This is a genomic window from Paenibacillus sp. FSL L8-0158 (genome assembly GCF_038592965.1).
GTDB lineage: Bacteria > Bacillota > Bacilli > Paenibacillales > Paenibacillaceae > Paenibacillus > Paenibacillus polymyxa_D.
Window position 1 is genome coordinate 4117654 of the sequence record NZ_CP151949.1, and the last position, 26393, is coordinate 4144046.

General features: G+C 45.2%; 28 protein-coding genes. 6 read left to right on the forward strand and 22 right to left on the reverse strand.

What is annotated here, in order from left to right:
* Positions 1 to 9: 9 nt before the first annotated feature.
* The 10 genes from narI to NSQ68_RS18170 form a co-directional block, all read right to left on the reverse strand.
* A complete protein-coding gene (gene narI, locus NSQ68_RS18125; RefSeq protein WP_307347948.1) occupies positions 10 to 693 on the reverse strand; it encodes a respiratory nitrate reductase subunit gamma in 684 nt (227 codons plus the stop codon).
* Entirely contained in the window at positions 693 to 1259 is a 567-nt protein-coding gene (gene narJ, locus NSQ68_RS18130) for a nitrate reductase molybdenum cofactor assembly chaperone (RefSeq protein ID WP_029515514.1), read from the reverse strand. The genes narI and narJ overlap by 1 nt, the downstream gene beginning before the upstream one ends.
* The gene (gene narH / locus NSQ68_RS18135; protein WP_028542275.1) at positions 1252 to 2829 is read right to left on the reverse strand and encodes a nitrate reductase subunit beta; all 1578 of its coding nucleotides are present in this window, start codon (positions 2827 to 2829) and stop codon (positions 1252 to 1254) included. The genes narJ and narH overlap by 8 nt, the downstream gene beginning before the upstream one ends.
* A complete protein-coding gene (locus tag NSQ68_RS18140) occupies positions 2819 to 6493 on the reverse strand; it encodes a nitrate reductase subunit alpha (protein ID WP_342426761.1) in 3675 nt (1224 codons plus the stop codon). Before NSQ68_RS18140 ends, narH begins: the two co-directional genes overlap by 11 nt.
* Positions 6494 to 6690: 197 nt before the next feature.
* Positions 6691 to 7368, reverse strand: coding sequence for a molybdate ABC transporter permease subunit (gene modB, locus NSQ68_RS18145; protein WP_342426762.1), 678 nt, complete (start codon positions 7366 to 7368; stop codon positions 6691 to 6693).
* The gene (gene modA, locus NSQ68_RS18150) at positions 7365 to 8219 is read right to left on the reverse strand and encodes a molybdate ABC transporter substrate-binding protein (RefSeq protein WP_342426763.1); all 855 of its coding nucleotides are present in this window, start codon (positions 8217 to 8219) and stop codon (positions 7365 to 7367) included. Before modA ends, modB begins: the two co-directional genes overlap by 4 nt.
* A gap of 29 nt (positions 8220 to 8248) precedes the next feature.
* Complete coding sequence (gene ric / locus NSQ68_RS18155; protein ID WP_307347457.1) at positions 8249 to 8968, reverse strand: iron-sulfur cluster repair di-iron protein; 720 nt, start codon at positions 8966 to 8968, stop codon at positions 8249 to 8251.
* Between the two features lie 109 nt (positions 8969 to 9077).
* Positions 9078 to 10499: a protoporphyrinogen oxidase gene (gene hemG, locus NSQ68_RS18160; protein WP_342426764.1), complete on the reverse strand. Its 1422-nt coding sequence runs from the start codon at positions 10497 to 10499 to the stop codon at positions 9078 to 9080.
* Positions 10483 to 11598, reverse strand: coding sequence for a TIGR04053 family radical SAM/SPASM domain-containing protein (locus NSQ68_RS18165; RefSeq protein WP_342426765.1), 1116 nt, complete (start codon positions 11596 to 11598; stop codon positions 10483 to 10485). The genes hemG and NSQ68_RS18165 overlap by 17 nt, the downstream gene beginning before the upstream one ends.
* Before the next feature lie 14 nt (positions 11599 to 11612).
* On the reverse strand, positions 11613 to 12401 hold the full coding sequence (locus NSQ68_RS18170; RefSeq protein WP_342426766.1) for a YwiC-like family protein: 789 nt from the start codon (positions 12399 to 12401) through the stop codon (positions 11613 to 11615).
* Positions 12402 to 12570: 169 nt separating this feature from the next.
* Here NSQ68_RS18170 and NSQ68_RS18175 point away from each other — a divergent pair, with 169 nt between their 5' ends.
* Positions 12571 to 12993 carry a hemerythrin domain-containing protein gene (locus tag NSQ68_RS18175; RefSeq protein WP_307347466.1) on the forward strand — a complete coding sequence of 141 codons (423 nt, stop codon included), beginning with the start codon at positions 12571 to 12573 and terminating at the stop codon, positions 12991 to 12993.
* Between the two features lie 29 nt (positions 12994 to 13022).
* Here the strand turns inward: NSQ68_RS18175 and NSQ68_RS18180 are convergent, their stop codons facing one another.
* From NSQ68_RS18180 to NSQ68_RS18200, 5 genes are all read right to left on the reverse strand, one after another.
* Positions 13023 to 13820 carry a hypothetical protein gene (locus tag NSQ68_RS18180; RefSeq protein WP_342426767.1) on the reverse strand — a complete coding sequence of 266 codons (798 nt, stop codon included), beginning with the start codon at positions 13818 to 13820 and terminating at the stop codon, positions 13023 to 13025.
* A 78-nt stretch (positions 13821 to 13898) separates the two neighbouring features.
* Positions 13899 to 14366, reverse strand: coding sequence for a hypothetical protein (locus NSQ68_RS18185; RefSeq protein WP_342426768.1), 468 nt, complete (start codon positions 14364 to 14366; stop codon positions 13899 to 13901).
* Positions 14367 to 14548: 182 nt separating this feature from the next.
* The gene (locus NSQ68_RS18190) at positions 14549 to 15250 is read right to left on the reverse strand and encodes a DUF1963 domain-containing protein (protein ID WP_342426769.1); all 702 of its coding nucleotides are present in this window, start codon (positions 15248 to 15250) and stop codon (positions 14549 to 14551) included.
* A 70-nt stretch (positions 15251 to 15320) separates the two neighbouring features.
* Positions 15321 to 15962, reverse strand: a complete 642-nt coding sequence (locus tag NSQ68_RS18195; RefSeq protein ID WP_342426770.1) for a cell division protein ZipA C-terminal FtsZ-binding domain-containing protein — start codon at positions 15960 to 15962, stop codon at positions 15321 to 15323.
* Positions 15963 to 15968: 6 nt separating this feature from the next.
* A complete protein-coding gene (locus NSQ68_RS18200; RefSeq protein WP_342426771.1) occupies positions 15969 to 16196 on the reverse strand; it encodes a hypothetical protein in 228 nt (75 codons plus the stop codon).
* A gap of 109 nt (positions 16197 to 16305) precedes the next feature.
* Between NSQ68_RS18200 and NSQ68_RS18205 the strand changes: the two genes are divergently transcribed.
* The 4 genes from NSQ68_RS18205 to NSQ68_RS18220 all read left to right on the forward strand — a co-directional run bounded on the left by NSQ68_RS18205 (position 16306) and on the right by NSQ68_RS18220 (position 19758).
* Positions 16306 to 17052 carry a hypothetical protein gene (locus tag NSQ68_RS18205; RefSeq protein WP_342429132.1) on the forward strand — a complete coding sequence of 249 codons (747 nt, stop codon included), beginning with the start codon at positions 16306 to 16308 and terminating at the stop codon, positions 17050 to 17052.
* A 270-nt stretch (positions 17053 to 17322) separates the two neighbouring features.
* Positions 17323 to 18408, forward strand: a complete 1086-nt coding sequence (locus NSQ68_RS18210; RefSeq protein WP_342426772.1) for a WXG100 family type VII secretion target — start codon at positions 17323 to 17325, stop codon at positions 18406 to 18408.
* A 35-nt stretch (positions 18409 to 18443) separates the two neighbouring features.
* Complete coding sequence (locus NSQ68_RS18215; protein WP_342426773.1) at positions 18444 to 19280, forward strand: hypothetical protein; 837 nt, start codon at positions 18444 to 18446, stop codon at positions 19278 to 19280.
* Complete coding sequence (locus NSQ68_RS18220; RefSeq protein WP_342426774.1) at positions 19273 to 19758, forward strand: DUF5381 family protein; 486 nt, start codon at positions 19273 to 19275, stop codon at positions 19756 to 19758. The genes NSQ68_RS18215 and NSQ68_RS18220 overlap by 8 nt, the downstream gene beginning before the upstream one ends.
* A gap of 18 nt (positions 19759 to 19776) precedes the next feature.
* Here NSQ68_RS18220 and NSQ68_RS18225 read toward each other — a convergent pair whose 3' ends face one another.
* From NSQ68_RS18225 to NSQ68_RS18235, 3 genes are all read right to left on the reverse strand, one after another.
* Complete coding sequence (locus tag NSQ68_RS18225; RefSeq protein WP_342426775.1) at positions 19777 to 20106, reverse strand: hypothetical protein; 330 nt, start codon at positions 20104 to 20106, stop codon at positions 19777 to 19779.
* Positions 20107 to 20183: 77 nt separating this feature from the next.
* Complete coding sequence (locus tag NSQ68_RS18230; RefSeq protein WP_342426776.1) at positions 20184 to 21131, reverse strand: aminotransferase class I/II-fold pyridoxal phosphate-dependent enzyme; 948 nt, start codon at positions 21129 to 21131, stop codon at positions 20184 to 20186.
* 69 nt (positions 21132 to 21200) lie between these two features.
* Positions 21201 to 22034: a MetQ/NlpA family ABC transporter substrate-binding protein gene (locus tag NSQ68_RS18235; protein WP_342426777.1), complete on the reverse strand. Its 834-nt coding sequence runs from the start codon at positions 22032 to 22034 to the stop codon at positions 21201 to 21203.
* Positions 22035 to 22325: 291 nt separating this feature from the next.
* Between NSQ68_RS18235 and NSQ68_RS18240 the strand changes: the two genes are divergently transcribed.
* Positions 22326 to 22883, forward strand: a complete 558-nt coding sequence (locus NSQ68_RS18240) for a YdhK family protein (protein WP_342426778.1) — start codon at positions 22326 to 22328, stop codon at positions 22881 to 22883.
* A gap of 86 nt (positions 22884 to 22969) precedes the next feature.
* Here the strand turns inward: NSQ68_RS18240 and NSQ68_RS18245 are convergent, their stop codons facing one another.
* The 4 genes from NSQ68_RS18245 to NSQ68_RS18260 form a co-directional block, all read right to left on the reverse strand.
* Entirely contained in the window at positions 22970 to 24853 is a 1884-nt protein-coding gene (locus NSQ68_RS18245) for a stalk domain-containing protein (RefSeq protein ID WP_342426779.1), read from the reverse strand.
* A gap of 166 nt (positions 24854 to 25019) precedes the next feature.
* A complete protein-coding gene (locus NSQ68_RS18250) occupies positions 25020 to 25307 on the reverse strand; it encodes an antitoxin Xre/MbcA/ParS toxin-binding domain-containing protein (RefSeq protein ID WP_023989726.1) in 288 nt (95 codons plus the stop codon).
* Between the two features lie 13 nt (positions 25308 to 25320).
* The gene (locus NSQ68_RS18255) at positions 25321 to 25806 is read right to left on the reverse strand and encodes a methylated-DNA--[protein]-cysteine S-methyltransferase (RefSeq protein ID WP_307347490.1); all 486 of its coding nucleotides are present in this window, start codon (positions 25804 to 25806) and stop codon (positions 25321 to 25323) included.
* Positions 25807 to 25831: 25 nt separating this feature from the next.
* Positions 25832 to 26392 (reverse strand): Ada metal-binding domain-containing protein, encoded by a 561-nt coding sequence (locus NSQ68_RS18260; protein ID WP_342426780.1) that lies wholly within the window; start codon positions 26390 to 26392, stop codon positions 25832 to 25834.
* Between the last annotated feature and the right edge of the window lies 1 nt (position 26393).

The window sequence follows — 26393 nt, forward strand, 5'->3', positions numbered from 1 at the left end:
CCCGCTTTCCTAATTCGATTTATGTCTTCTGTAAAGGATATAACTTCTGCGCACATAATTCAACGGAACACTCCACACATGTACAAGCCGGGTAAACGGCCAGAATGCAAAAATAGCAAAGCCCATAAGTATATGAAGCCTGAAAGACATCGGTACATCTCTCATCAGTGTCGGATCAACACGGAATATGAATAAACCGCGGAACCAGACCGAGATCGTCTCCCGATAATCGAATTCCGGCTGTACCGCATTCGTCACGAGAGTCGCGAACATCCCCATGCATACAATGGCCAAAAGCAATACGTTTACAATCATATCAGACGCCGAACTTAAATGGCGCACATTGCGTATTGTAAAACGACGAGAGGTAAGAATCAACATACCGAGGAACGTCATCGCTCCAAATATTCCACCAATATAAACTGCTCCAATATGATATAGATGATCGTTTACACCCAGTGCATGCATCCAGGTTTTTGGTATGCCCAGACCGGATACATGACCCATAATAACCGGGATAATACCCAAGTGGAATAAGAGACTTCCGATCATCAATTGTTTCTTTTCAATAAACTCACTTGATTTCGCTGTCCAATTGAACTGATCGTTTCTGTAGCGGAAAATATGCCCTACAATAAAGACGACCACACACATATAAGGGAAAATAACCCATAAAAACTGCTCTAGCATCATCATTGCGCAGCTGCCTCCTGTTCTACGCAAGCTTTAAGCGTTTCGCGCAGTCCCTTCACCAGATGAAAATACGGGCTTTCCATTTTCTCCAGCGCTTTAAGTAAATGATATGTGCCGTCTTCCAGGATCGCGATTGGCATGCGGAAGTTTTCTGTCGTCTTCGGATCTTGCGACCATTCGGCGGCATACAGAAATTCACACATGAGCGGAAGGTAATCTGGCAGCTCACCATCCGGCATTTCAAGACCATACATCTCGTATAGCACCTTTAACTTGACCAACATTTGTCCCCGTTCTTTTGCATCTTCGAATTTGAAGTAAGTCATATATAGTGCACAATTTTTTTGAAAATCAAAGGTTTCTGTATACATTTCCTGAATCTCTTCCATACTGAACTCTTGCATAAGGGACCAGTAGGTGTTCGCATACGTATATGCCGGATGGTTTGGATCAAACGATGCTTCCAGAAAAGCCGGATGAAAATCCAGCTTTTCCGGGTACATGAGTTGTTGGGCGAAAAACCCGAATGATGGCTTGCATTCATACAGCTTCGCTACATTAATCACGCCAAATACCCCCGTAGAAGTTTTCTTCATACATTTCTTTGCCAGTTTTCAAAGGCTCTTCCATCCCCATTGAACTTGCCATACTACAGCCGTCACATCCAGAGCCTGAACCCATATTTCCCATGGTATCGCCGTAACCCGCAGATCCTTGAGCCCGGTACGGATTCGAATATCCTTCTTTATGCGACGTTGGAATGACGAAACGATCCTCATACTTGGCAATCGCCAGAAGCCGATACATCTGCTCAGTCTGCCGAGGCGTCATGCCAATGCGCTCAAGACGGCTTTCATCAAAAGATTGTCCTGTGGATTGAGCACGCATATAGGAGCGCATCATAGCCATTCTTTGCAAGGATTCCTTCACGGTTTGGGTGTCGCCCGCCGTCAGCATATTGGCAAGGTACTGAATAGGGGTACGCATTTCTTCGATAGCCGGAAAAATCATATCGGGATTCTCAATCGAGTCTTTCCCTTCAAAGTAATTCATGATCGGACTAAGTGGTGGCACATACCAGACCATAGGTAATGTGCGATATTCCGGATGAAGCGGGAATGCCAGCTTGTGCTCAATGGCAAGCTTGTAGACCGGCGAGTTCTGCGCTGCTTCAATCCAGTCCTCCGAGATGCCGTCTTTTCTCGCTTGAGCGATCACTGCCGGATCACTAGGATCCATGAACAGGTCACACTGCGCTTTATAAAGCTCTTTCTCGTCCTGCGTAGATGCGGCCTCAAGCACCCGATCCGCATCATACAGCATAACACCGAGGTAGCGAATTCGTCCTGTACATGTCTCAGAGCAGACTGTCGGCAGGCCTGCTTCCACACGTGGGAAACAGAAGGTACATTTTTCTGCTTTGTTCGTCTGCCAGTTAAAGTACACTTTTTTGTATGGACAGCCCGTCATGCAATACCGCCAGCCGCGACATGCTTCCTGATCCACGAGCACGATTCCGTCCTCGTCCCGCTTGTACATGGCACCTGAAGGACAGGACGCGACACAGCTCGGATTTAAACAATGTTCGCAAAGCCGTGGGAGATAAACCATGAACGACTTCTCAAAGTTAAATTTAATCTCTTCTTCGATTTTCTGAATATTTGGATCAAGCGGACCGGTTACATGCGCACCCGCCAGGTCATCTTCCCAGTTTGGACCCCACTCCAAATCCATTTTTTCACCTGTTACCGCAGAGTGCGCGCGTGCCACAGGTGAATGCTTCTGTTCACCGGCGTTGGTCAGTTGCTCGTAATTGTAAGTCCAAGGCTCATAATAATCTTTCATTTCCGGCATGTCTGGATTGTAAAAAATCTTACCCAGTGCTATCTTGGACAGCTTGTTGCCTGACTTCAGTTCCAATTTCCCTTTGCGGAGCTGCCAGCCGCCTTTATATAATTCCTGGTCTTCCCAGCGCTTCGGATAACCGATACCGGGTTTGGTTTCCACATTGTTAAACCACATATATTCCGCACCTTTGCGGTTCGTCCAGGTTGTTTTACATGTCACGCTGCACGTATGGCAGCCAATACATTTATCCAGGTTCATGACCATGGCAATTTGAGCTTTAATCTTCAAGCCAGTTAACCTCCTTCATTTTACGTACCGCAACGTACACATCACGCTGGTTGCCGATTGGACCATAATAGTTGAATCCATAACTAAGCTGAGCATATCCACCGACCATTTGGGTTGGTTTGAGATGAATTCTTGTTGGTGCGTTATGACTACCGCCGCGTGTATCCGTGATTTCAGAGCCTGGCACTTGAATGTGCTTATCCTGAGCATGGTACATGAACATAGTCCCTCTTGGCATCCGATGGCTGACAACGGCCCGGGCGGTTACGACGCCATTACGGTTGTATACCTCTACCCAGTCATTGTCAGCAAGATCGTGCGCCTCTGCGTCTTCATTGTTGATCCACACGGTAGGACCTCCACGAAACAGCGTAAGCATGTGCTGGTTATCCTGGTAGGTGGAGTGAATATTCCATTTACCGTGCGGTGTCAGATAGCGAAGCACGAGTGAATCTTGTCCGCCTTTTATTTCCCGATCCCGAGGACCGAACACCATCGGTGGCAACGTCGGTTTGTAGATCGGCAATGATTCTCCAAATTGTTGGAAAATCTCATGATCAATATAGAAATGCTGTCTTCCCGTCAGAGTACGAAACGGAACGAGACGTTCAATATTCGTTGTAAATGGTGAATAGCGGCGTCCCTTCTTATTCGATCCAGTGAATACTGGTGTCGGTATAACTTCTCGAGGCTGGGCCGTGATACTTTGGAAAGTGATCCTTTCCGCTGCCCGATCGGCCGAGATGTCTTTAAGTTCAACACCGTGAAGCTCTTCTGCCTGCTCATAAGCCTTTTGCGACACCCGTCCATTAGTCGCGGATGAAAGATGAAGAATTGCATTGGCCACTTGGCGAGCTGTCTGGATTTTTGGCAGTCCATCTTTAATGGACTCATCATAATAAACTCCGTTCAACTTTTTCATTTCCTCATATTCTTCTGCTACGGAGAAGCTGACGCCATGCGCACCTGCTTTCCCAGTAGTCAAATTCGGACCGAGTGAGATAAATTTATCGTGAATTTTAGTATAGTCACGTTCGATGATGCTGAAATTCGGCATGGTTTTACCCGGTGTTGCTTCAATCTCACCCTTCGTCCAATCCTTTACAAGACCCATCGGCTGTGAAATTTCACCCACACTGTCGTGTGCGAGCGGCGCGGTCACAAGGTCTTTATATATACCTGGCAGGTACTCTTTCGCCATATCAGAAAAGACTTCGGAAAGCTGGCGGTAAATATCCCAGTCCGCACGGGATTCCCACAGTGGATTAACGGCCGGATTAAACGGGTGTACGAAAGGATGCATGTCTGTTGACGACAAATCCGTTTTCTCGTACCAGGTTGCCGCCGGAAGCACAATGTCCGCGTACAATGGGGTTGTCGTCATCCGGAAATCAAGTGCAACCATCAGATCAAGCTTTCCTTCCACATCTTCTCTCCAGACGATTTCCTCCGGTTTCTGCTCCTCGTTCGGCCGGGCAAGCAGGGCATCGGATGCTCCGAGTAAATGCTTCATGAAATACTCTTGTCCCTTTGCCGAACTGGAAATCAGATTAGATCGCCAAACAAAGAGTGAACGCGGGAAGTTCTCGGCTGCCCCAGGATCTTCTACAGCGAAGCGTGTCTTACGTGATTTAATCTCTTCCACAGAATGTTTAATGATGTCCTCGTTGGACTTTTTGCCTAATTGCGCTGCCTCTTCGGCGAACAACAGACTATTTTTATTAAACTGTGGATAAGAAGGCAGCCAACCCAGACGCGCTGCGAGCACGTTGTAGTCTGCTGGATGTCTGTAACTGACATCCCCGCCAGTCGGTGACTTCAAGGTGTCTGTTCCACTTTCTTCGTAACGCCACTGCTCTGTTGCAAAGTAGAAAAACGATGTAGCATTTTGCTGTCGAGCCGCCCCTTGCCAGTCTTTTGCAAAGGCAATCGTTGACCAGCCTTCGATTGGACGGAGCTTTTCTTGACCAACATAATGCGCCCAGCCTCCACCGTTTACACCTTGGGAAGCCGTCAACACGACAAGGTTCAAGATGGACCGATAGATCGTGTCACTATTGAACCAGTGATTGATACCTGCACCCATAATAATCATGGAACGCCCTTTGGTATCGATAGCATTTTGAGCAAATTCCCGAGCAATCTGTACCACAACAGACGCCTTCACACCTGTGATCTTCTCCTGCCAGGCAGGGGTATAATGCGAAGCTTCGTCGTAATAATTCTTGGCGTTATGAGAGCTGTCATTGCGTGCGACACCGTACTGGCTCATCATCAAATCGTATACGGTTGCTACGTAACGTTCCGAGCCATCTGCCAAGCGTACTTTTTTAGCCGGAATTACACGTTTGAATGTTCCATTACCCGCGTTATCAAAATAAGGGAATACGATTTCTTCCCATTGCTCGCCATGACCTTCCACAGTGAGTGCGGGCTCAACTTTTGTTCCGTCTTCCCGCTCCAGAATCAGGTTCCATTTCTTATCCTGCTCCCAGCGCTGTCCCATCGTACCGTTCGGAACCAGCATTTCCCCCGCTGCTTCGTCATATATGACTGGCTTCCAGTCCGCATGCTGCGAAACATCTCCAAGGTCACTCGCCCGTAGGAAACGTCCACCTTTCCAGGCTCCCTCGTGCGGATCAAGCAGAATCATAAACGGCATATCTGTATATTGTTTGGCATAGTTAATGAACATCGGTTCTTGGCGCTCTTTGTAAAACTCATCCAAAATAACATGTGTCATAGCCTGGGCTATAGCAGCATCTGTACCCGGATGTGGTGCAAGCCAGTTGTCAGCGAACTTCACATTCTCCGCCAAGTCGGGAGCCACTGATACAACTTTTGTTCCCTTATAACGTACTTCCGTCATAAAATGAGCATCTGGTGTCCGGGTAAGCGGTACGTTCGATCCCCACATGATCAGGTAACCTGCATTGTACCAATCAGAAGATTCCGGTACATCCGTCTGCTCACCCCAAATTTGAGGAGATGAAGGTGGAAGGTCGGCATACCAGTCATAGAAACTCAACATCTGTCCACCAAGAAGCGAAATGAATCGGGCTCCTGAAGCGTAGCTTATCATTGACATCGCCGGGATTGGCGTAAAGCCCGCGATCCGGTCGGGACCATACTTACGAATGGTATAGATAAGTTGCGCCGAGATCAGACGCAGGACATCGTCCCAAGCGACACGGACATGACCGCCTTTTCCGCGAGCTGCTTTGTACAGCTTAGCTTTCTCCGGATCTTCCACAATGCTTGCCCATGCTTCCACCGGATTGGCATGTTCCTGGATGGCAGCCTGCCAAAGCCGCAACAGCTTACCGCGCATATAAGGGTATTTCACGCGTAATGGACTGTATTCATACCAGGAAAATGTAGCGCCACGCGGGCATCCCCGCGGTTCAAATTCTGGCATATCTACACCGCAGGAAGGATAATCGATCTGTTGATTTTCCCAGGTAATGATGCCGTTTTTCACAAAAACCTTCCAACTACAGGAACCGGTGCAGTTCACTCCGTGAGTCGTCCGAACCACTTTGTCGTGAGACCAACGCTGTCGGTACACGTTTTCCCATTCTCTATTTTTTTCCTCAAGGATTGACCAATTTCCCGAATAGCTTTCGATCGGTTTAAAAAAGTTGAGGTTGTATTTTTTTTTCATCGATGACCAACACTCCTTTTTAGAATAAATCATCCCAACGCAAGTTCCATGGGAAGGTTCATTCGCTTACTCTCATTATGTAATTCATTTATCGCTGTTCCCATTAGGGAATGTCCTATAGCGCTACAGGAAATCCCTCGTTCTATGGAAAGATACAAAAAGCCTCCCTATGGTAAAGGGAAGCTTATATGAAGAGATTAATTGTTCTTTTGGCCCGTTAACAGGAGCATGATAAAAGAAATGAGTATGATAGAGCATGTCCACGCCCAGGCCATAGGAAGATGCCCAGAATCCACCGCAATATAAATGGCCGTCGGAATCGTTTGTGTTTTACCCGGAATATTTCCGGCAATCATTAACGTAGCACCAAATTCGCCCAGACCGCGGGCAAAACCGAGTATAAAGGCAGCTTTAAAAGAAGGGAAAATTAAAGGAAAGGTGATATACCGGAAAACCTGCCATTCACTTGCACCCATCGAACGTCCCGCGTTTTCCAAGTCCTGGTCAACAGAAGACAATCCCATTTTCAGCGTCCGATAGACAAGAGGAAAAGCCACTACCACCGCTGCTATAACCCCAGCCCACCAAGAAAATATAATAGGTTCTCCAAACCATTGCTCCACAAAATGTCCGAACCCGCTTTTTCGTCCAAGTACTATTAAAAGTAAAAAACCAACAACTGTCGGTGGGAGTACCAAAGGCAGCATAAGCACGGTTTCAACAACCGTTTTCCCTTTAAATAATCCTAATCGCGACATGGACCATGCCACAAGCAAGCCTAATATGATTACTAGAACGCTGGATAACAGTGCAACCTGCAACGATAAGCGGATAGGAGGCCAATATTCATTCCAATCTATATCTTGCATGCTCACTTCGGTATGGTAAATCCATACTTAGCCATAATATTCAGAGATTCTTGTGATTGTAGGTATGCATAAAAGTCTTCGGCTTCTTGAATGTGCTTTGAACCTTTGATAATTCCGATTGGATACTCAACAGGTGAATAGGTTTTGGGATCCACCGCAAAGGCGATTTTTGCCTTTTGTGAAGTCAATGCATCTGTTTTATATACAAATCCGACATCAGCATTCCCAGTTTCCACATATTGCAGCACTTGTCTAACGTCTTTTGCTTGAACCAGCTTGCTCTGTAACGTGTCCCAAAGCTTCGCTTTCGTCAGCGCTTCCTGTGCGTAGTTGCCTGCAGGAACACTTTCAGGTATTCCGATCGCAACTTTCTTCACTTCTTTTTTTGTTAAATCGGTTACACTCGCAATGTTCATCGTCCCATCTGCTGGGATAACCGCGACCAATTCATTCGTCAGCCATGTTTTTTGTTTATCACTCTCTATTAACTGCTGATCTACGAGAGACTTCATGTTTTTCTTCGAAGCGGACAGAAACAAATCCGACGGCGCTCCTTGCTCAATTTGTTTTTCCAACGCACCAGAGCCACCGAAGTTAAAATTCAATTGGATGCCTGTATGGGCGGATTCGTATGAATGCTGAATTTCTTTGAGCGCATCCGTTAAACTTGCAGCTGCGGATATGGTAAGCTCAACAGTTTCAGCCTTTTTCGAAGAATCCTGGCTGGAGGCCTCGTTGTTCTGGGTCGTGCTGCTACCATTTGAAGCTGATTGTTGCCCCGCACCGCACCCTGAAAGTAATAAAATGATGGAAATAACCAAAACGAAAACAGTGCTACTTTTAATTAATTTATGCAATTGGTTCGGCTCCTCATGTTAGTTCATCATTAATTAATGGGTTTCGCTATTAGCTGTGCCTGTCTCGTACGTTCGACCAGTGTACAATTCTCAAGAAGAATATGATTAAAAATATCTGCTTCCAGGTCTTCTAACCGCTTCAATACGAGTCGGTGCGTACCACAAGCTTCCTGCATCGGCTCAAAGCCGTTTGTGATCAAGCGCATTTCCTTCAGGAATTCCACCACCGTTTGATGTTCGTCTTGCAACTTGGACAAAATTGGATTTAATTCATCTGCTTGTTCCACTGTTGATTCCTGTAAAAATGCTTCAATCATCGGAAACACAAGGTCCTCCTCATATTGAATATGTTCCGATATTTCCTGTTTAAGCAAGGTGAACAGTTCATTAACTCGCTTTAGATGCGGATAACGTTCGCCGTGAACCCGCGTTAGTTTGGTTACATACGGCGTTAACGCCGATAGTTCTTCCCGAAGCTTCGTATGATACTCATTTTGAATATAGGCGATTAGTTCTTTTGGTTCGAGTGAAGGAGGTTGCATTTGCTTATGCTGTGCCTGCTTTTCTTCCACTTCATGTATCTGCGTCAGCAGTTCACCAGCGTGGAGACCTTGATTGGCTGCTGCTTCACGGAGCGATATTTTCCCTCCACAGCAGAAATCAATCCTCAGTTTGCGAAACAGATCTCCCGTTTTGGGTACTGCTTTCACAATGTCCGCCACCCATGTTTCTTCCGTTAACTGGCTCATCTTCCATTCCTCCATCTTACTTCGATTTTATACTTAACTTTCATTCTACGTCTCCCTTAAAGCTGAACCAATCAGGGGGTTCCCTCTTTCACTCGTGGAAAGAGCCTGATTATAAAAAATCAGAAAGCAACTGTTCAGCCGCTTCTTTCCCTTGAGCGATGCAATCTGGAATTCCAACACCCCCATAGCCGGCACCACATAGAAAAACACCCGGTAAATCCTGTGCGAAATCCTGTCTGATCTTCGCCATATGCTCTTGGTGTCCAATCGGATATTGCGGCATTGATCGATCACACCTACTGACTTCGGTGAATTCCGGTTTCGCTTCCAGGCCCATTAAATCTTTCAAATCTTTACGCGCAGCATCCACAAGTTGATCGTCTGTCATCTGAATCCACTCCTGTGCACCTGCATGTCCGATGTAGGTCCGTAATAGCGTATATCCTTCAGGAGCGGTATGGCTCCACTTCGTCGAAGACCAAGTACATGCCGTAATCTTTTTGCCTTCTTTGCGGGGTACTAAAAATCCCGTTCCCTCAAAATTAAGATTAAGATCTGTGTTTTTATAAGCAAGAGCAATATTGGCTACGGAAACATAGTGAATCTTGTGTAACCAGCTAGCGCTTGCAACGCCGGAGAATAATGTAGCCGCTTCAAAAGCTGGAACAGCGCAGATCACCGCATCCGCATCTATTTTTTGTCCATGTTCTAAAATGACCTGATATCCGCTTTCTTTCCTTACTTCTACTACACCTTGCCCCATAACAAAACGTACGGTATCCAGCCTTTCCTTTAGCCGATCCACGATCGAAGATAATCCTAGCCGATAAGAAAGAAACATACTTTTCTTAGCGATATCCGGCAGTTTGTCTTGTACTGCTGGCTTTCTTCCCGCCCCTTTAGACATACCCTTAATCAGACTTCCATGCTTTTGTTCCATTAGTTTAAATTGAGGGAAGGTTGACATGAGGCTCAGGGAATGTGTATCCCCAGCGTAAATTCCAGACAGCAGAGGTTCCGTAATCTGGTCCAGAACTTCTTTGCCGAGACGCCGTTTGATAAAATCACCTAGAGATTCGTCCGCATCACCTTTCTTCGCCGGAATGATTAAATCCAGGGCTGCCCGTGCTTTTCCCAGCGGAGAAATAAGTCCTGTCCGAATGAAGGGAGTGAGCTTTGTTGGAATGCCCAGAATGAAGCCCATCGGCATCGTATGAAGTTTGCCCTTATGCAAAATGCTAGCAGATTTGGCTTTCGGGTTTGTCGATACCAGCTCTGCTTCCAGCCCCAACTCCATAGTCAAATCCAATATTGCCGTCTTTCTGGCCAAGAAAGCATCCGGTCCTTTTTCGATCATAAAATCGTTTTTGCGAACAGTTTGCAGCTTTCCTCCTAGACGGTCACTTTTCTCCACCAGTGTAATCTCCACATCAAGCTGCCGATCCTCAGCCAGCTTTTTCACATAAAAGGCAGCACTTAAACCGCTTATTCCTCCACCGAGAATAACGACTTTTTTAGAACTTTTCTTCATGAAAACACTTTTCCTCTCCAACCCCGGGTATATAAGCGCAATAAGGGTCACTCTCCAAATAGTCTCCTGTTATTGCAAAAGCCCTTGCTCTGGAGCCCCCACAGACGGCCTTGAATTCACAGACTCCACATTTACCTTTAAGTAGGGATTTATCTCTAAGATTCATCATGATCGAAGAATTGCGATAAATATCTGCCAAGCTATCCTCTCGTACATTCCCGCACATAAGAGGCAGGAAACCGCTCGGGTATACTTCGCCGATATGACTTATAAAAACAAATCCATCTCCGTCATTTACACCTTTAGGAGCACGTCCTAAAACATCTGCCCTCTTTTGTCCGTCTGCTACACTGCTCTCACCTGCGCTGTGCTTTTGCTGCAGTACGACCCTCCGGTAGTGAGGAGCTTCTGTAGCCTTCACACCGTACGGCATCTGTTGCTGTATTTGATACAACCATTTCATTACGGCTTCATGCTCATCAGGAGTAATCATATCTTTCTCCATGCCACGTCCAGTTGGAACAAGGAAAAATAAACTCCATAACACAGCCTGCATTTCCTTTACTCTTTCTGCAATTTGCTCCAGGTCATGAAGATTGTACCGGGACACCGTAGTGTTCACTTGAATAGGGATATTCAGTTCCTTTAAATATCCAATTCCTCGCATGGTCGTATCGTAAGAACCCGCTGTACCCCGAAAATGATCGTGAATTTCGGCACATGAACCGTCCAGACTAAATGCCCACCGCGATAATCCAACTTGCTTTGCTTTTTCTACCGCTGTTCGTGTCACTTTAGGGGTGGCACTAGGGGTCATTGAAACCGACAGTTTTTTCTCTTCAATTGCATATTGAGCCAGTTCAAACAGATCAGGACGCATTAAAGGATCTCCGCCTGTGAATACAAGCAACGGATGATTCATTTCAGCGATTTGATCTATTAGCTTTTTACCTTCTTCTAGTGTCAGTTGGCGAGGATCAGGTTTGTACTGAGCTTCCGCTCTACAGTGAAGGCACTTTAAAGCACAAGCTCGTGTAACCTCCCAGATGACTATAAACGGGTCAGTATGATAATCACGCGGCGTTTTCAAAGATATCATTGATGTCTCTCCTTTTAGAAATATAAAAACAACACAAAAACATAGAGCATCATTGAAAATCCAATTTCCGCCATGCCAACTTGTTTTGCCTTTAATCCGAGTTTAGGAAGCCAAATGGCTCTTATCAAAAAAATTAAAAAAGGAACAAACAGAAATAACTTTAACCAAGTAGCAAACAACAAAATCACCACATGATAGATAACGGAAGCATAATGGTAACGTATATTTTTTCTTTCACGAATGATCGTTTTGACATACAAAGCAGTTCCGATAAAGTAAAGCACCAAAAGCAAGAATAGCTCTGTTGCTACCCTCCAATCCTCTCCTCCCCCCATATAAATAACAGGATATATAAAAGAACAAAAGAGTAGAATTGCAACAATGTCATTGAGTAAAGCACGTTCATTTTTCGTTCTCGCAAAATAAATATTAGCCATAAAAAAGAGCAATAAAAGAACTCCATACCAGATCAAGGCAGGCTCAAACCATAGCAGTGAAATTAATAAAGGAAGTAATATCACTCCGTATACAACGGCGGGTTTGCGGTATCTTTCACTGCTGCCTGTTTTGATCCATTGGAGGACAGGAAAACTGAATAAGTAGATAAAAAACCAGCACACAAATAGGGGTATATGAATGAGATCCCCTCGAGAAGCAGCTAAACCGAATAAAAATGGAAGAATGAGCATGGCCCAGGCTCCATGTTGATTGGGTATGTATCTGCTCATCCCCCTCAAACCCTTGATCCTTTTTTCACAATCTTTTTTATGTCTATTATTTCGGTTAATCGATTCATCATCCATTCCCCCAAGATTGAGTTTTATCTTCTAACTTCATTCTAAGTATTATATGAAATTGAACCAATTAGGGAGTTCCCTTTTCCTTAGAGGGGAAAATCCTAACCGGAAAAATAACGCTATTTTCTTATGCTATACTGTACTAAAAAAGGGAACAAAGAAAGGATGAACTGTTATGGGAGGACCTTCTTTACGTCAACTGCATGCTCATCATGCCATTCATCAAGGCGGGCTATCTGGCGCTCTAGATAAGACGAGAGAAGTAGAGGAATTACTCGAAGCAAAAGAATTCCAGGTGGCGCGCCAGGCTGCCGACCACTTGATCGAATATTGGGAAACCCGCATTCTCAGCCATGCTGATGCAGAAGAGGAAGGATTCTATGAGGAAATGGTCGAGAAAAAACCGGAACTGCAGGAGGCTGTCGCCAAACTTACACGGGATCATGATCTGCTCCGAATCATTGTAAAAGAGCTCAAAGCCGGGATCCGTGAAGAAGGGCTTACGCCTGAAGTTCTTCAGCAGTTCCACGCGCTTCTGGTTGTCAATGCCATTCATAGTCGGGAAGAAGAACGTTTGTTGTTTGAGGAACCATCATGATCAAAATGTGGCATAACGATTCTCTTTCTCTATAAAAACGTACCAAAGAAATAGTCCAACGCCTCTTGTGAGTATCCGTCATCTCCTTGCCAAGCTGCTACGGAATAAAAATCATGATTGCCGTTCTGTCGTTTACGAGGCGTGTCCTGCGGGACCAGCAGTCCGGCATATCCCCACACCTCCATGACCACATCACGCTCGTTTTTGCTGGATGGAAACACATCCTTCCAGCGCTTTTCCAATTGACGCGCACTGCTTTGAGCATCACAGTTCTGAACAACTTCGAGCATGTTATGGAGTATAGCTAGATCCTCATCGGAAACCTGAACATCCTCTTCTCGACTGAACAATTCAAGGTCCATCCAGCAATACAGAAGGTGGTTCAGACGAATACCGCCCCATTTGATTCGTTCAAAATTCAGCACATTCAAATCTTCATTGACATATTCCTTATCGGACATCATTTTATTAAAATTACAATCCCCACAGCTACTGTAATTGGGCAAGACGACAGGCCGCTCACCATAGGTGTGCAAAGGAATCCCTGCGGTTAATGCCCAGCTCGATAAGGCGCTTCGTAAATGAACCTTTTTCGTGGAAAGACTGTGCAAAAACGCTGCTGCCACTCGCTCTTTTGTAGCCTTTTGCTGGTGCAGCTCATGTAACCTGTTTATAATCTCGTTATGTGTAATGGTGATCGGATCGAACATCAAACCCTTACTTTTGGCATATTCAAAATCCTCACCTGAAAAAGATCCCCGCTCCTGCTTCCAGCCGCTAGAGGACCAGAATGTGTTCATCAGTATTTTTTTTGCCTTTTTATCCACAACACATCTCCCTTACTCATCCAACACCCTCACTTCCAACAAAAAGCGAAGGGTTGTAGTGTATTTTATATAAGATTTCTATTCATCTTTATACTTAAAAGCAATGGCTGTACTTCCTGACCGGGGGTCAAAATAAGAAGAGATTTTCCCCCAATTCAGCTCATATTCCATATAGGGGTAGGGCTTTGTTTGACGATAGCTTGGCTTTACGGACAAATGTTGCTGTAACAAACGATCATGCTCCCTTTGCCGCTTTCTTTCCCCTTCCTCAGACCAATTATCCCACGAAGTTGGAAATTCATCGCCCTGAAGCGAAATCTCAACAACAATTAGGCTTGTATCCTTAAAGCATACAGACACAAAAAAATGCCGACGCAGCAAAGAAACCTGATCGAAATGATACCAGATATACTCATTCCCTAGCTTTCTTACAGAATGAAAATATTTCGAATACCAAGCGGCCTCTAACAACTGATCTTTCGTTAACGATGAGTCAATAGCACGCTCACCATCGACCTGAATGATTCCCGATTCCCAGTCACTCATTGCTGCCCACTCCTTCAGCTATTATGCCAATCTCCTATAGTTGCTCTCTGTCCTCATTTGTCCACATGATTGAAAATGGCCTGCCAGGCCCGATCCAGCACGCGCGTATGTAATTGTTTGGCATAAACATTTCTAACGATGGCAAGAATGATCGGTTCCAGACCGTTCTCTACTTAAGTTGATTAGTAAAAATCAAAGCACCCCCGCCAGACTCCTTCATTCTGATGCTTGGCAAAATAAAAGCTGCCTCCATCGACAATATTCAATTGGGCTTTGGCATCTGACGTAATCTGAAATACAAATTCATAGCCCTCGCCAAAGTCAATGCCCGATTGAATAAAGCTGGGATAGCCGCCGATTTTGTGAACCGCATATATTTCCTCTACGATGTCCTCAAAATAGTCGGGGTCCTCCTCGTCCATCTGGTCGAGGGCATAGCCGTATTCCTCAGGGATGTCATCGCCGTCCCAAACCGGATAATCATTCTCTTTAAGCTCAGGGAATAGCGGGAACGCCTTGATTTGCATAAATGCCGGACCAAAATCTTTTTCGACCAAATCCTCTACCGACGTATACTCTCGAATACACATATATCCCTCCATGTCCTCATGATCCAGTACATCGGGAGACAGGAAGACTGTCAACAGCTTGATGCTACGCATAGCTTCTGGGACAAAGGGCAAGGCCGGCAAATACAATTGCATGATCGGAGCCATAACATTCCCCTGTACATCAATGGGTTGTTCCTCCGTTGGCAAGGCCACTGTAACTCTACCAATCCAGCTTTGTTCAAGGGAATCCGACGGTCTACGACCCCCTGTATGAAAAATAGTAGCTTTACGTTTTAGAATCATTCTTAGCTTCTCAATAGCGTTGCTGGACAACGAAATCACTCCTTTCTAATCTAGAATAGAAACAGAACAACATCCTCGCCTGCTTTAAATCCAAACTCTCTTAGTCGATCTTCCATCTCTTGAATCTGGCGCAGATAATCTTCCGGCACAGCTGGCAGACCCTGTTCATTACTAATGTCCCGCCGAGTCTGGTGCGTGCATATTCGGCACTTTTCCACATCGCCTCAAACACCGTTTGTGGCTGCACGGTTCGTACCCCATCCATACTGAATACCAAATCTGCAAAGCGATCCTCTGCGAGTGTACTCAACCAGAAAAAGCCAGGCTCGGTCCCCGTATGTACGCTAAATAGTTCATCATAACCTCCCGGCCCGTGATGGTGTGCATGGAAAATATCCATATCTCCCCACTCCATTCCGAGACTCAGCATGACATCCCAGATATCCGCTCCACGGTAAGATTGGCCTTGATCCGCTACCAGCCTAAGCATGACAGTGTGTTCCCTTTCACCTTCCTGATCTGTAAATGCTTTAAGTTTTTCCGCTTTTGCACGTGCATGGGCAGCATCCTCTCGAGGAAGCACATGAACAGTTCCCTTCTCCTGAAAACGCGCTGGCAGTGTGTTCATAAAGTCTGCAACCTTGGCTTCATCCAAACAAACCTGCATCTCTACATTATCGAATATATCTATACAAATACAAATTTTATCAAAATGGCATTCGCCTGCTGGTCTACGCCCCACACTAGTCTACACCTGCAAATCATGAACATGCCCATACACGATACATCCTTTGAGCAATTGCAAAATATCCTCATCTGACAACGTAAAACCACTGAATTCCACATCAATCAGCCAATAAATATTAGCATCAGGCTCCACATGATGGATTCCTTTTATGGTCTTCGCAGGCTCATGTTCCAACTCCACGGCAAGGATGCTCGATACATCCTCACTCCCATGTTCAGGTAAATTCATGAATCTCTCTCCTAACTAGCTGTTTTCACTCTACAGTTTCCTATAATTCTCAATATATATTAAACTATAAATCACCAAGCACAAAATAGTATAAAGGGGAGAACTCATGATGCAAAAACTTTGGCAAAAAGGGAAGGCTCTATCACTGCCTATTATGGTGTCCGCATCGCTGATATCTGGAGCGCTGTCTGTAAGTACACCTGCGGCGAATGCGGCTGCAACCAAGGAATTGCTTCAGCTATCCGGTCAGACTACTTACTATGGAGAGGTCGAGAATGGGCAGCCTAACGGACGTGGTACGATCAAATGGAGCGAATATAAGCAGTATTCGGGTGATTTTGTGAATGGCAAGCGCTCAGGTACCGGAAAATATACAAATCAATACACGGATGCAGATGGACAAAATCATAAAGTCGTATACAACGGAACATGGAGCAATGACACGATGAGCGGCAAGGGTACGCAGACTGAAAAAGTGACGCAAATGGATGGAACCGTACGTTCGAACGAGATCCAAGTAGGTACTTTTCAGAACAATGGATTACAGAACGGCTACCAAGTGATCCACGCTGTGGCCGATCCAGACTACAGCTTCACTTATAAAAATGGAAAAGAAGTGTTAAATATCCTGCACAGTAATCAAGATCTGGTCCAAAGGTGGCAAAAAGGAGAGCTCTTCTCCGTAAATTATAAAAATGGCTCTGTCCAAAAGGAATACTCCATGTTCCCTGAAGAGACTGCTACCAAAGAACGTCAAAGACAAGCGTCCATCAAGTATCTCAAAGGAATTACTGCCAAGGTCACTCCTTACTTGCAGCAGTTTGAAAAGCTGTCCAAGCAGATTCCGCTAAAATAATTAAACCGATGCGAAATATGTATTAGTCTCTACGTAAGAAGGCCTCTCTTTCTAATGGAAAGCTCCATTTGAAAAGAGTGGCTTTTTTCGTTTCGTTATGAATGACTATAAGAACTTCGGATCATAACACCTCCTACTATTCTCCCTTATGCACCCTCATGAACTCATACAAATGACTTATTTTTCACTAAAATCCCCTCCTTTTTTTGCTAACCCCCACTGGATTCACTAAAATATAAGTAATTATTTTAATCATCCGAGGTGGACATCATGGCTAAAATTATGGTTCCTCCTGAGAAACTAGAAGCGGTTTCCAGGCAGTTCGCACAGGCACGTGAGCTGGGGGCACAAATTTGCGGACAACTGTCACAGCATATTCAGATGTTGGAAAATAGCTGGGCAGGAACAACACAGCAGCGCTTTTATCAGGATTTTCATAAAGCGCGTGGACAAATGGATGCTTTCACTCAAACTGTCGGTTCTGTCAGCACAGAGCTGCGTTCCATTGCAGAAAAATTCAAGGAAACAGATACCCAAACAGACTCGGGTATTACCAAAGGAGATCACAGCGGACAGATCAGCAACGGTGAAGAGGCAGCTTCCGGGAAAAAAGGACCCGATCCAGCAGATATAGCCATTAACAGCCTGTCAGAGGCCAACAAATGGCGCGGGCAACTGGGATTTGCCGGAACAGCGATCTATAGCGGTCTAGCTTCCACACTTGTGCTCACCAAAACAGTAGAATTCAAGAGAAGTCTGAAGAATCCCACTCGAGCGGTTATACATAATGCGGCATGGGTGAAAGGCAAAGGTAACAATGCTTTTATGCGTAATTTAGGCAAAAGCCTAAACCGCCAATTCGCTAAACCGGGTATTGTGATGAAGGGTTTAAAGGGCTTTGATCGTTTAGCTGGAAAGCTTCAAATGGGTAAGCTCGGCCTCGGATTCAACAAAGCCAACAGCTTTCCTCAGTGGACACGGAACGTCATCGCCGGGGTGGAAAAAGGACGTTACGGCATAGCCACCCGCCAAATTCCCGGCATGATCGCTAAAAAGCTCTACCCTATTAATGCCACCATGAATATTGTGGGCGAGGGCATCAGTCTGGCTGGAAAATGGAAAAGCGGGAAGCTTACCGGAACGGATGTAGCTGTATCTGCTTCTAACGTAGCGATTAAAACCGCCGCAACTTATGGCGGCGCTGTCGTTTTGGGGTCCATAGGCGGTGCTATCGGTGGTCCGGTCGGCGCAGCCGTCGGGGCATACGTCGGCGGTACAGTGGGAAGCTGGGCAGGCGGAAAAGTCGCCAAATTTGCTGAAAAAGGGATACGCTGGGCCAGCAAATTATTTAAATAATATACACACCTAACAGATGGAGAAGGAGCCTGACTATGGACAAACAAACGGTAATTTTAACGCTTGAGGAACTAGGCTTTGCCTTGACCGCATTGGGCGCAGAAGATATGGCTTCTGGTCTGCTCCAATCTTATTACGGGGAACTAACCGAAGATCGCTGGGAACTGCTTTTTCATGCCGCAACGCATAGCCTGATATCCAAGGGTTTGATGGAACAACGGGATGACGAGCAACAACAGCTCGAATTTGATGCGTTCATTGTTGAAATGCTAGCTCATTTGGTACAAAGTCGTCAGATGCTACGTGGCTACAAAGAGCAACAGCATAAGCAAAATACGTTAACGATACACCATGGAAATGAACGTTTTCTATATCATTTCTCCAGTCACAATGAACTCCATTTCTTTCGCTGGTCTTCCCCAGAAGACTGGCATCACGACATTGATCAACTGTTCGGCCTGTCTGCTCCGAACTTCAATGCGCACAGCCGATACGTCGATCTGACCGAAGAACAGTGGAATGAGTTAACCTCATCCAACTTCACCATGCAGCAAATGACAACGTGGAAGCTTCATGAGTCGGCTCAACAAATGATACAAGACTGGCGAGAGGATTTTGAACATAATCAGTGTAGCCTTGATAATTTGAGCCAAATGGTATACACGGATACGGATGAAGATGGTCCTTCTGTTACAAATCTGCTATTTGTTCTTAAAGGAATGAATGATGTGTGGATTGTAAGAAATACAGAACTGGATATGCAGGCCACTCCATGTCTGCGAATTGAAAGTGTGACCGAATCTGACTGGAGAGAACGAATAACTGATTTCATTCAGGCGTTTGTCCCCGACGAGGCGGTATTCCGTGGATAAAATTGTATATCGAAGATCTTTGGCATTTTGGAAAGCCATGGGCAGCTTGATGTTTGTGCTTATTTGTCTGTTTTTGCTGCTGCTCATTTTTATCGACGAAGATATCTCAGCTCTACAAATCTTCTTCTTTATTACGTCCGCCATTGTCGGACTTCCTTTTTTCGGTAGCTATCTCGTGGTTTGTTTGAGCAGAACGCTTCGTAAGGATACCTATCTATTCATCTTTGACGAGCACAGCATTTCTGATGGTATTCGAACTGTCCCGTGGGCTGCAATCACTAAAGTCGAATTCGAAGGGGCCTCCATCCGCAAATGGCTGCTCCCTCGCTTTCCCGCCTTTATTTTTCATCTGAATGACCACAGCACCTGGGAAGTCAGCACCGATTATGTGTTGAACGATATGGAGCTGAACCAAGCCGGGAAACAACTTCGAACTCTCATTAATCAGTATGGCAAGCCGAAGAAAAAACGTTCCTGAATAGTGCCATTGAATACATCAAAGCTTGTCTCTATCATATGCGGCTACAAGAGCCACAACCGCTGCGGCCGAGTTGGCTGCAGCCAAAAATGGAACACCAAACTGGTACGCAGTCTGAACGACCGCGGCCCCTTCCATATCCGTCACTTTCGCTTCAGCAAACTGGCTGCGGATAAAATGGGCGCGCTCAGCCTGGGAGATAAAGGAGTCTGCCGTCGTAATCAAACCGTTGACGATCTGCCCCTCAATCCTGGTCTCCGCCAGCGCTTCTGTCGCAAAAGCAAGTAGCGCTGGATCGAGCCCACCCGCAGACCCGGTATTAATGACAAGCTCCGGGCTAAATCGCAATCAACAGCGCCGTAGTCGAGGCTGCGTTCGCTTTGCCATTTCCTGATTGCAGCAGAATAACTTCCTTGTATTCCAGCTTATACTTGAAAAACACCCGTCGCTGCAATGAGAACATCACGTCGCCGCTCATATAACGCCGCGAGCTCCCGTACTGGCTCCTGCGTGCCCAGCAATGCCACAGCTCCCGCATCCTGTACCGCTCCAAAAACAGTGCTGTAGGCATGCGTATGATAATGCTTGAGCGCACCAATGACGGACGCATTTCCCACTGCAAAGCCGAAGCGCCATCCAGCCATGTTATACGTTTTGGAAGCTGTATACGTCTCGACGCCATACTCCTTGCCGCCGGGGATTTGCAATAAACTAACCGGCTTATGCCCGTCAAATCCAAGAGCACCGTAAGCAAAATCATTCATAACCGGAAACTGGTACCGAGCGGCATAGTCCAACGTCTTCGTCAGAAAATCTGCAGTAGCTACGGCTCCTGTCGGATTGTTCGGATAATTAATCATGAGCAGTTTGACCTGCTCTGCGATTTCTTCCGGCACGGTTGTATAATCAGGCAAGAATCCATTCTTTTCATCCAGTGGCATGGTATGAATATGGGCTCTTGCCAGCGCAGCAGCGGAATAATATTGGGGATATGCCGGATCTGTGGTCAATAACCAATCACCGGGATTCAGCAATGCCTGCGGAATCCCCATTACACCTATGGCTGAGCCATTGAATACGGCAATTTCCCGGTCAGGGTCCAGTTCCACCTGATACTCCCGTTTATAGAACGCAGCAACAGCCTCCAGCGTGCTTCTTTTCCCATGAAAAGGCGGGTAGCCCTGATTAATTGGTTGATCGACCGCTTCCTTCAAAGCGCTGATGATATGCGCCGGTGTTGGCTGATCCGGGTTGCCAGCTGCCAAATTGATTACATCTATTCCTTTGCTTTTATACAGATTCACTTTGTCATCCATTGCGCTAAAATAGTTGTCAGGCAGAACCTTGACGAGATCAGAGGATGAAAAAATCACGTTCATATCCACCTTCTATCCATAAGATACAGGCTGACAACGTCAGCCCGCAGAAGATAATCCCCCATATTATTTAAAATAACTTGGCAACTTGTAGCCTTCGTAATCAGGATTCGATTGAATATACTTTTGGAATTCATCTGAATGATATCCTTCAATAATGTCTTTGACGAAGGGCTTATCCTTGTTCTTGCTGTCCACAGCGACCACGTTCGTGAACGGATCTGTCATATTTTCAAGCTTTAATGCCGAGGTCAGCTTTATTCCATTCGATACAGCAAAGTTCCCTTGTATAGCCGCAAAATCAACATCCTCCAGTGCACGTGGCCCCTGTGCTGGGTCGGTAGCAACAAATTGCAGATGATGCGGATTAGAGGTGATATCGTTCACCGAGGTTTGCAATGGATCGATCTTATCCTTTAACGTAATCCAGCCTACTTCCTTCAAAATATTCAGCGCACGCAGCATATTGACTGGCTCGTTGGGCAGATTGATTTGGGCTCCATCGCTGATTTCGTCAAGGCTGGTATGCTTGCTGGAGTACAATCCCATTGGAGGAGTCGGGACCTGCACAGCACCAATCAGATTAATATTCTCCCGCTTATTCATAGAATCCAGATAGAGCGAATGCTGGAACACATTAGCATCAATATCCCCATTAGCCACGGCTACATTGGGCTGAACACCGTCTGTAAACTCTTTATATGTAATCTTATAGCCTTTCTTCTCCAAATATGGAGCCACACCATTCTTAAACTGATCGCTATATGGACCGGGATTAAAACTGATATGCAGTGTTTTCTTTTCTTCACCCGCAGCGTTGCCCGACGTATTGCCGCAGCCTGAAATAAAAAGCACGACTGCTCCCAGCAGCAATATAAATGAAATCCATGGTTTCTTCATTTTGATGTCTCCTCCTGCTCCTTGATATCATCTACTTTTGGTGAGTTAGAATGTTTATAGCCGCTCAAAACACCAAGTAACTTGATGTGTTTTATAGATATTAAAATGATTTTTTATTCATTGTCAACAACATTTAATTACGCATCTTCTGCATAACAAAAAAAGGGATCACAACAGGCGCTCCCCTTGAAGGCAAAATACTTCACAAGTTTGTAATATTATTCCGTTTCAACCATACCCCCCAGGGGTATAATTGAATGTGAAATTAAAACCCTAAAGGAGCTATTAAATATGAGAATGCAATGGGCTTTGCTAGCTGGTACAGTCATGATTATTTTGAGTGGGTGCGGGAACAGTAACGCGCCGAACCAAGAGCACACGGCAAACAGTAGTCAACAGCACGACACATCGGATATGAACCATTCCACTTCCAGTGAGCTTCCTGCCGGACTAAAAAAAGCTGAAAATCCAACCTTCAAAGTTGGGAGCCAAGCGACTATCCGAGCTGACCATATGGCCGGCATGAATGGGGCTACTGCCACGATTATGGGTGCTTACACGACTACTGCTTATACAGTCTCCTATACACCAACCACTGGAGGAGAAAAAGTGAATAATCATAAGTGGGTTATTCATGAAGAGATTAAGGATGCGGGCAGCGAGCCCTATGCACCGGGCACAGAAATTATTCTGGCAGCAGATCATATGAAGGGGATGGATGGGGCTAAGGCTACCATTGATTCCGCCCAGCCAACGACCGTATATATGGTAGATTATACGTCGACTACTGGAGGAGAGCCTGTCAAAAATCATAAATGGGTGACGGAGAGTGAGCTTTCAGCCCATTAGAACTCTTACAACACAGGCGCTTATGATAGCAAAAGGGAGCCTTACATCGGCTCCCTTTATACGGCTTTATTTGAGTTTGGACAAACCTACTTCGCTAAATTCAGCTTGGCATCCTTGATATCATACAAAGTCCCTTCGTTGTTATCTACAAGCTTTTTCATTTGTTTGTTAGCTAGTCCATTTGCAGGCACGATTGCATTAAAAATAACACCATTTTTCTGTAATTGCTCGTTGATTTCATCTACTGAAAAACGGGCTTTACCCAGAGCTGTATTTTTATCATGAACTGGTGCATCTGTAATGAATATGATTGTTTTGGAATTAGAATTTTTGGAAAATTTACTTATAGCTAACTGAATAGCCTCTAATCCCGATTCCTTCAAATCCCCGCCAGCGGAAGGGCGTAGCATATTCAAATTACCTTTTAACTTGTTTTTATCGGTCGTAAACTCCAAAAATTCTAAATCTTTATCTGCCTTCAGATTGATATCCCGAAATGCAACAACAGCAAATTGGGAACCTGCTGGTACAGAATCAACAAAGCCTTTCACCTTCTGTCTCACATAATCCAGCGTCCCTGTCATACTACTCGTAACATCTATGACGAACACAATATCCGTAGATTTGGAGAAGGTGGTGGATATCTTTTTCAGAATCGTTGGATTGGATTGTGCTTCGGGAGCATCTTCATTTTCCTCTATTAATTGTTCACTTTCACTGGTTGTCAAAACCTGCGGTGGAGCAAGAAAAATCACAACGCTCTGAGCTGCAATATTCCACTTTACCTTTGCACCCAGCGCCTCACTTACAAAGCGAATAGGAACCATTACTTTGCCGTTAATGAGTCTCGGCGCCGCATTGAGACGCACTAATTTACCGTTGATATAGGCATCTCTGGAGCCTACAGTTAACTTGATCGTTGTATTTCCTTTGGTTGCAGTAACGGTCTTGGTAGCTCCATCCCATTTCACTTTCGCCCCAAGCGCCTCAAAAACGGCACGAAATGGCACCAGCATACTTCCACTAATAGAGGTCGCAGGCTGCTCATATTGTTGCAGTTTCCCGTCTATAAACACCTCAATCTGCTGAGCCTTGTTATTATTTACGGGAACAAATTGGGGTACTGACGCTGCCGAATTTCCCGACTGATCGATCATTTTGATATAAAAGTAGTATCCACCCGTAGATAAATTCAGGTTACTCAATGGGTAGCTAAACGTTGTTTCCGGATCGAACTGAATCCGTTTAATTAATTGAGCATCCGCATTTTTGACCATAACGTATGAAGTGTACGTGGGTTGAATATTTTTTATTTTCAAACGAACCGAAAATGACGTACCTGAAGAGTTGATTGTAAATGTACCCGGAAAATTTTCTCCAGACGGGATAGACAAAGGGATTTCCGGTAACTCGTCAACCGCTTGGTCCACTTTAGGCTCCACGGCACGCTGGGTTACTTGAGGTTCAATTACTTTTGGTTCATCTACAAGTTGAGCAACCTCGGGTTCACTGGCAGTGGGAGTCTCTTTTACATTAGTCTCCACCTCGGGTTGCGTTACTTTCGGCTCCTCCGCAAGTGGAGTTACTGTAGATTCATCTACTGACTGCACAGTGCCTTTCATAGTTGTAACTATAGGAAACTCTATATGATTTTCTGATCCTGGCCCAGGTGCTGGTCGTGAATCCGCAATCGAAATTGTGGAGTTGACATAATCGATCGTAAAGTCACCAGGAGGAATTTCAATATAGTTGCTATACAGACGAATTGGTGTATCAGGCTTAATCGTAAACGGGAGATCGAATTTAAACACTCTGTTTACTCCATTACCATCATCAAGGGTAAGCTTAAGCTTATCTCCATCTCTGAATACTGTCGAATTGGCAGCATGAACACTTTCTGTACACAAAGTGAACAACCCTACGAGTATCGTTAAAAACGAAAGTAGGAACATCATTCTTTTGAGCTTCATTCTTATTTCCCCTTTTGAATCTATAGTCTTGTCGGTAATCATAGCATAGGGTTAGATGAAGTTCATGCCATCTGATTACAGTTATGGATATGCGAACTCACTTTTTCCATCATTCGCGCTCTGTTCATCTGTTCAATGTTCATATGTATCTCCTTGGCCCGCTTCTTCAACGTGGCATACGTAATATGGCCGCCTTCAGTGCTTTAGTGCCTTCTTCGCTTTTCAAATAATCCGACGGTGTTTCGTTGCCGAGTGCGGGGACTTTTCGATCCATCCAAGTCAGCAAATATTCCCCCATATCGGGCAGCAGCACAATCTGAATCTCCTTGGGAATTTTACTTTCGACCACTTTTGCTCTTATAGCCGGATCTACCTGTGCATACCGCTCCTGATAGATCTGAACCATGTTGGCCCAGTTCTCCGGCTTAAACTCTTTCAAATATATGTCTCTCATCTACGAACCCTCCTTAGGGCCTCAGACAACGCTTTTCATGCTGGAGCAACCATTCTTTTCTCCATAGCCCTCCTGCATAGCCCGTTAGTTTCTGATTGGAACCGATAATTCGGTGACATGGAATCACAATGCTCAGCTTATTTTTTCCATTAGCACTGCCTACGGCTCGGATCGCTTTTTCATTTCCAATAGCAAGAGCAATATCTTTATAAGCTGTCGTTTTACCGTACCCCACGGACACCAGAGCATTCCATACTTTTTGCTGAAAATCCGTACCTTCAAAGGCATAAGGAAACGTAAACTCAAAGCGCTCACCTTTAAAATACTCGTCAAGCTGGATAGCGCATTCCGCTAATACTTGGATTGGAACCTCTTCTATAGCCCTCGTTAAGAGCTCATTCCGATTAGAGAACATAATAGAATAGACAGCCTCATTTGTGCCCTGTATATCTATCTCTCCAATCGGCGATACATACTTCATTACGTATAGTTCGCTCATAAAAGGATACAACCTCCTTCCTTTTCTATTCCATACTCAACTTTCTATACTCACTAGGAGAACAATGGTTCAAGCTACGAAACGCCTTATAGAAATGGGAGGGACTTTGGAAGCCCGTCTCATAGCAAATCTCAAGATTCGTAAGATTTGTACTTTTAAGAAGATAGGCTGCCTTATCTACTCTTATTTTTTCCAAATACGTGCGCGGGGTTTCGGCGGTTTCCTGTTTAAAGATCCGATCCAAGTAAAAGGAGCTTATTCCGATATGATCCGCAATATCCTGCAATACAAGTTTTTCCTTGTAATGATTAACCAGGAAGGTTACCACATTCTGCACAAGTCTGATATACGGCGAATAGTCTGTATGGGGCTGGCATCTTTTGCAAGCACGAAAACCCGCCTTTTCCACTTTGTCCAAATCAAAGTAAAACTCCACATTTATTTTCTTCGGCTTTTTGGATCGACAGGAAGGTCGGCAGTATATGCGGGTTGTTTTCACAGCGGTAAAGAACAACCCGTCATACTTACGATCACACGCTATAATTTTCTCCCACATTTCTTCAAAAGAAAGACTAAGGTTAGCCATG

Excerpts from the sequence above, each read along its gene's own strand:
- narI (WP_307347948.1), bottom strand. The coding sequence starts at position 693 with ATGATGCTAGAGCAGTTTTTATGGGTTATTTTCCCTTATATGTGTGTG.
- NSQ68_RS18140 (WP_342426761.1), bottom strand. The coding sequence starts at position 6,493 with ATGAAAAAAAAATACAACCTCAACTTTTTTAAACCGATCGAAAGCTAT.
- ric (WP_307347457.1), bottom strand. The coding sequence starts at position 8,968 with ATGAGCCAGTTAACGGAAGAAACATGGGTGGCGGACATTGTGAAAGCA.
- hemG (WP_342426764.1), bottom strand. The coding sequence starts at position 10,499 with ATGAAGAAAAGTTCTAAAAAAGTCGTTATTCTCGGTGGAGGAATAAGC.
- NSQ68_RS18165 (WP_342426765.1), bottom strand. The coding sequence starts at position 11,598 with ATGATATCTTTGAAAACGCCGCGTGATTATCATACTGACCCGTTTATA.
- NSQ68_RS18170 (WP_342426766.1), bottom strand. The coding sequence starts at position 12,401 with ATGGATGATGAATCGATTAACCGAAATAATAGACATAAAAAAGATTGT.
- NSQ68_RS18175 (WP_307347466.1), top strand. The coding sequence starts at position 12,571 with ATGGGAGGACCTTCTTTACGTCAACTGCATGCTCATCATGCCATTCAT.
- NSQ68_RS18185 (WP_342426768.1), bottom strand. The coding sequence starts at position 14,366 with ATGAGTGACTGGGAATCGGGAATCATTCAGGTCGATGGTGAGCGTGCT.
- NSQ68_RS18200 (WP_342426771.1), bottom strand. The coding sequence starts at position 16,196 with ATGAATTTACCTGAACATGGGAGTGAGGATGTATCGAGCATCCTTGCC.
- NSQ68_RS18205 (WP_342429132.1), top strand. The coding sequence starts at position 16,306 with ATGCAAAAACTTTGGCAAAAAGGGAAGGCTCTATCACTGCCTATTATG.
- NSQ68_RS18210 (WP_342426772.1), top strand. The coding sequence starts at position 17,323 with ATGGCTAAAATTATGGTTCCTCCTGAGAAACTAGAAGCGGTTTCCAGG.
- NSQ68_RS18215 (WP_342426773.1), top strand. The coding sequence starts at position 18,444 with ATGGACAAACAAACGGTAATTTTAACGCTTGAGGAACTAGGCTTTGCC.
- NSQ68_RS18235 (WP_342426777.1), bottom strand. The coding sequence starts at position 22,034 with ATGAAGAAACCATGGATTTCATTTATATTGCTGCTGGGAGCAGTCGTG.
- NSQ68_RS18240 (WP_342426778.1), top strand. The coding sequence starts at position 22,326 with ATGAGAATGCAATGGGCTTTGCTAGCTGGTACAGTCATGATTATTTTG.
- NSQ68_RS18245 (WP_342426779.1), bottom strand. The coding sequence starts at position 24,853 with ATGAAGCTCAAAAGAATGATGTTCCTACTTTCGTTTTTAACGATACTC.
- NSQ68_RS18250 (WP_023989726.1), bottom strand. The coding sequence starts at position 25,307 with ATGAGAGACATATATTTGAAAGAGTTTAAGCCGGAGAACTGGGCCAAC.
- NSQ68_RS18255 (WP_307347490.1), bottom strand. The coding sequence starts at position 25,806 with ATGAGCGAACTATACGTAATGAAGTATGTATCGCCGATTGGAGAGATA.
- NSQ68_RS18260 (WP_342426780.1), bottom strand. The coding sequence starts at position 26,392 with ATGGCTAACCTTAGTCTTTCTTTTGAAGAAATGTGGGAGAAAATTATA.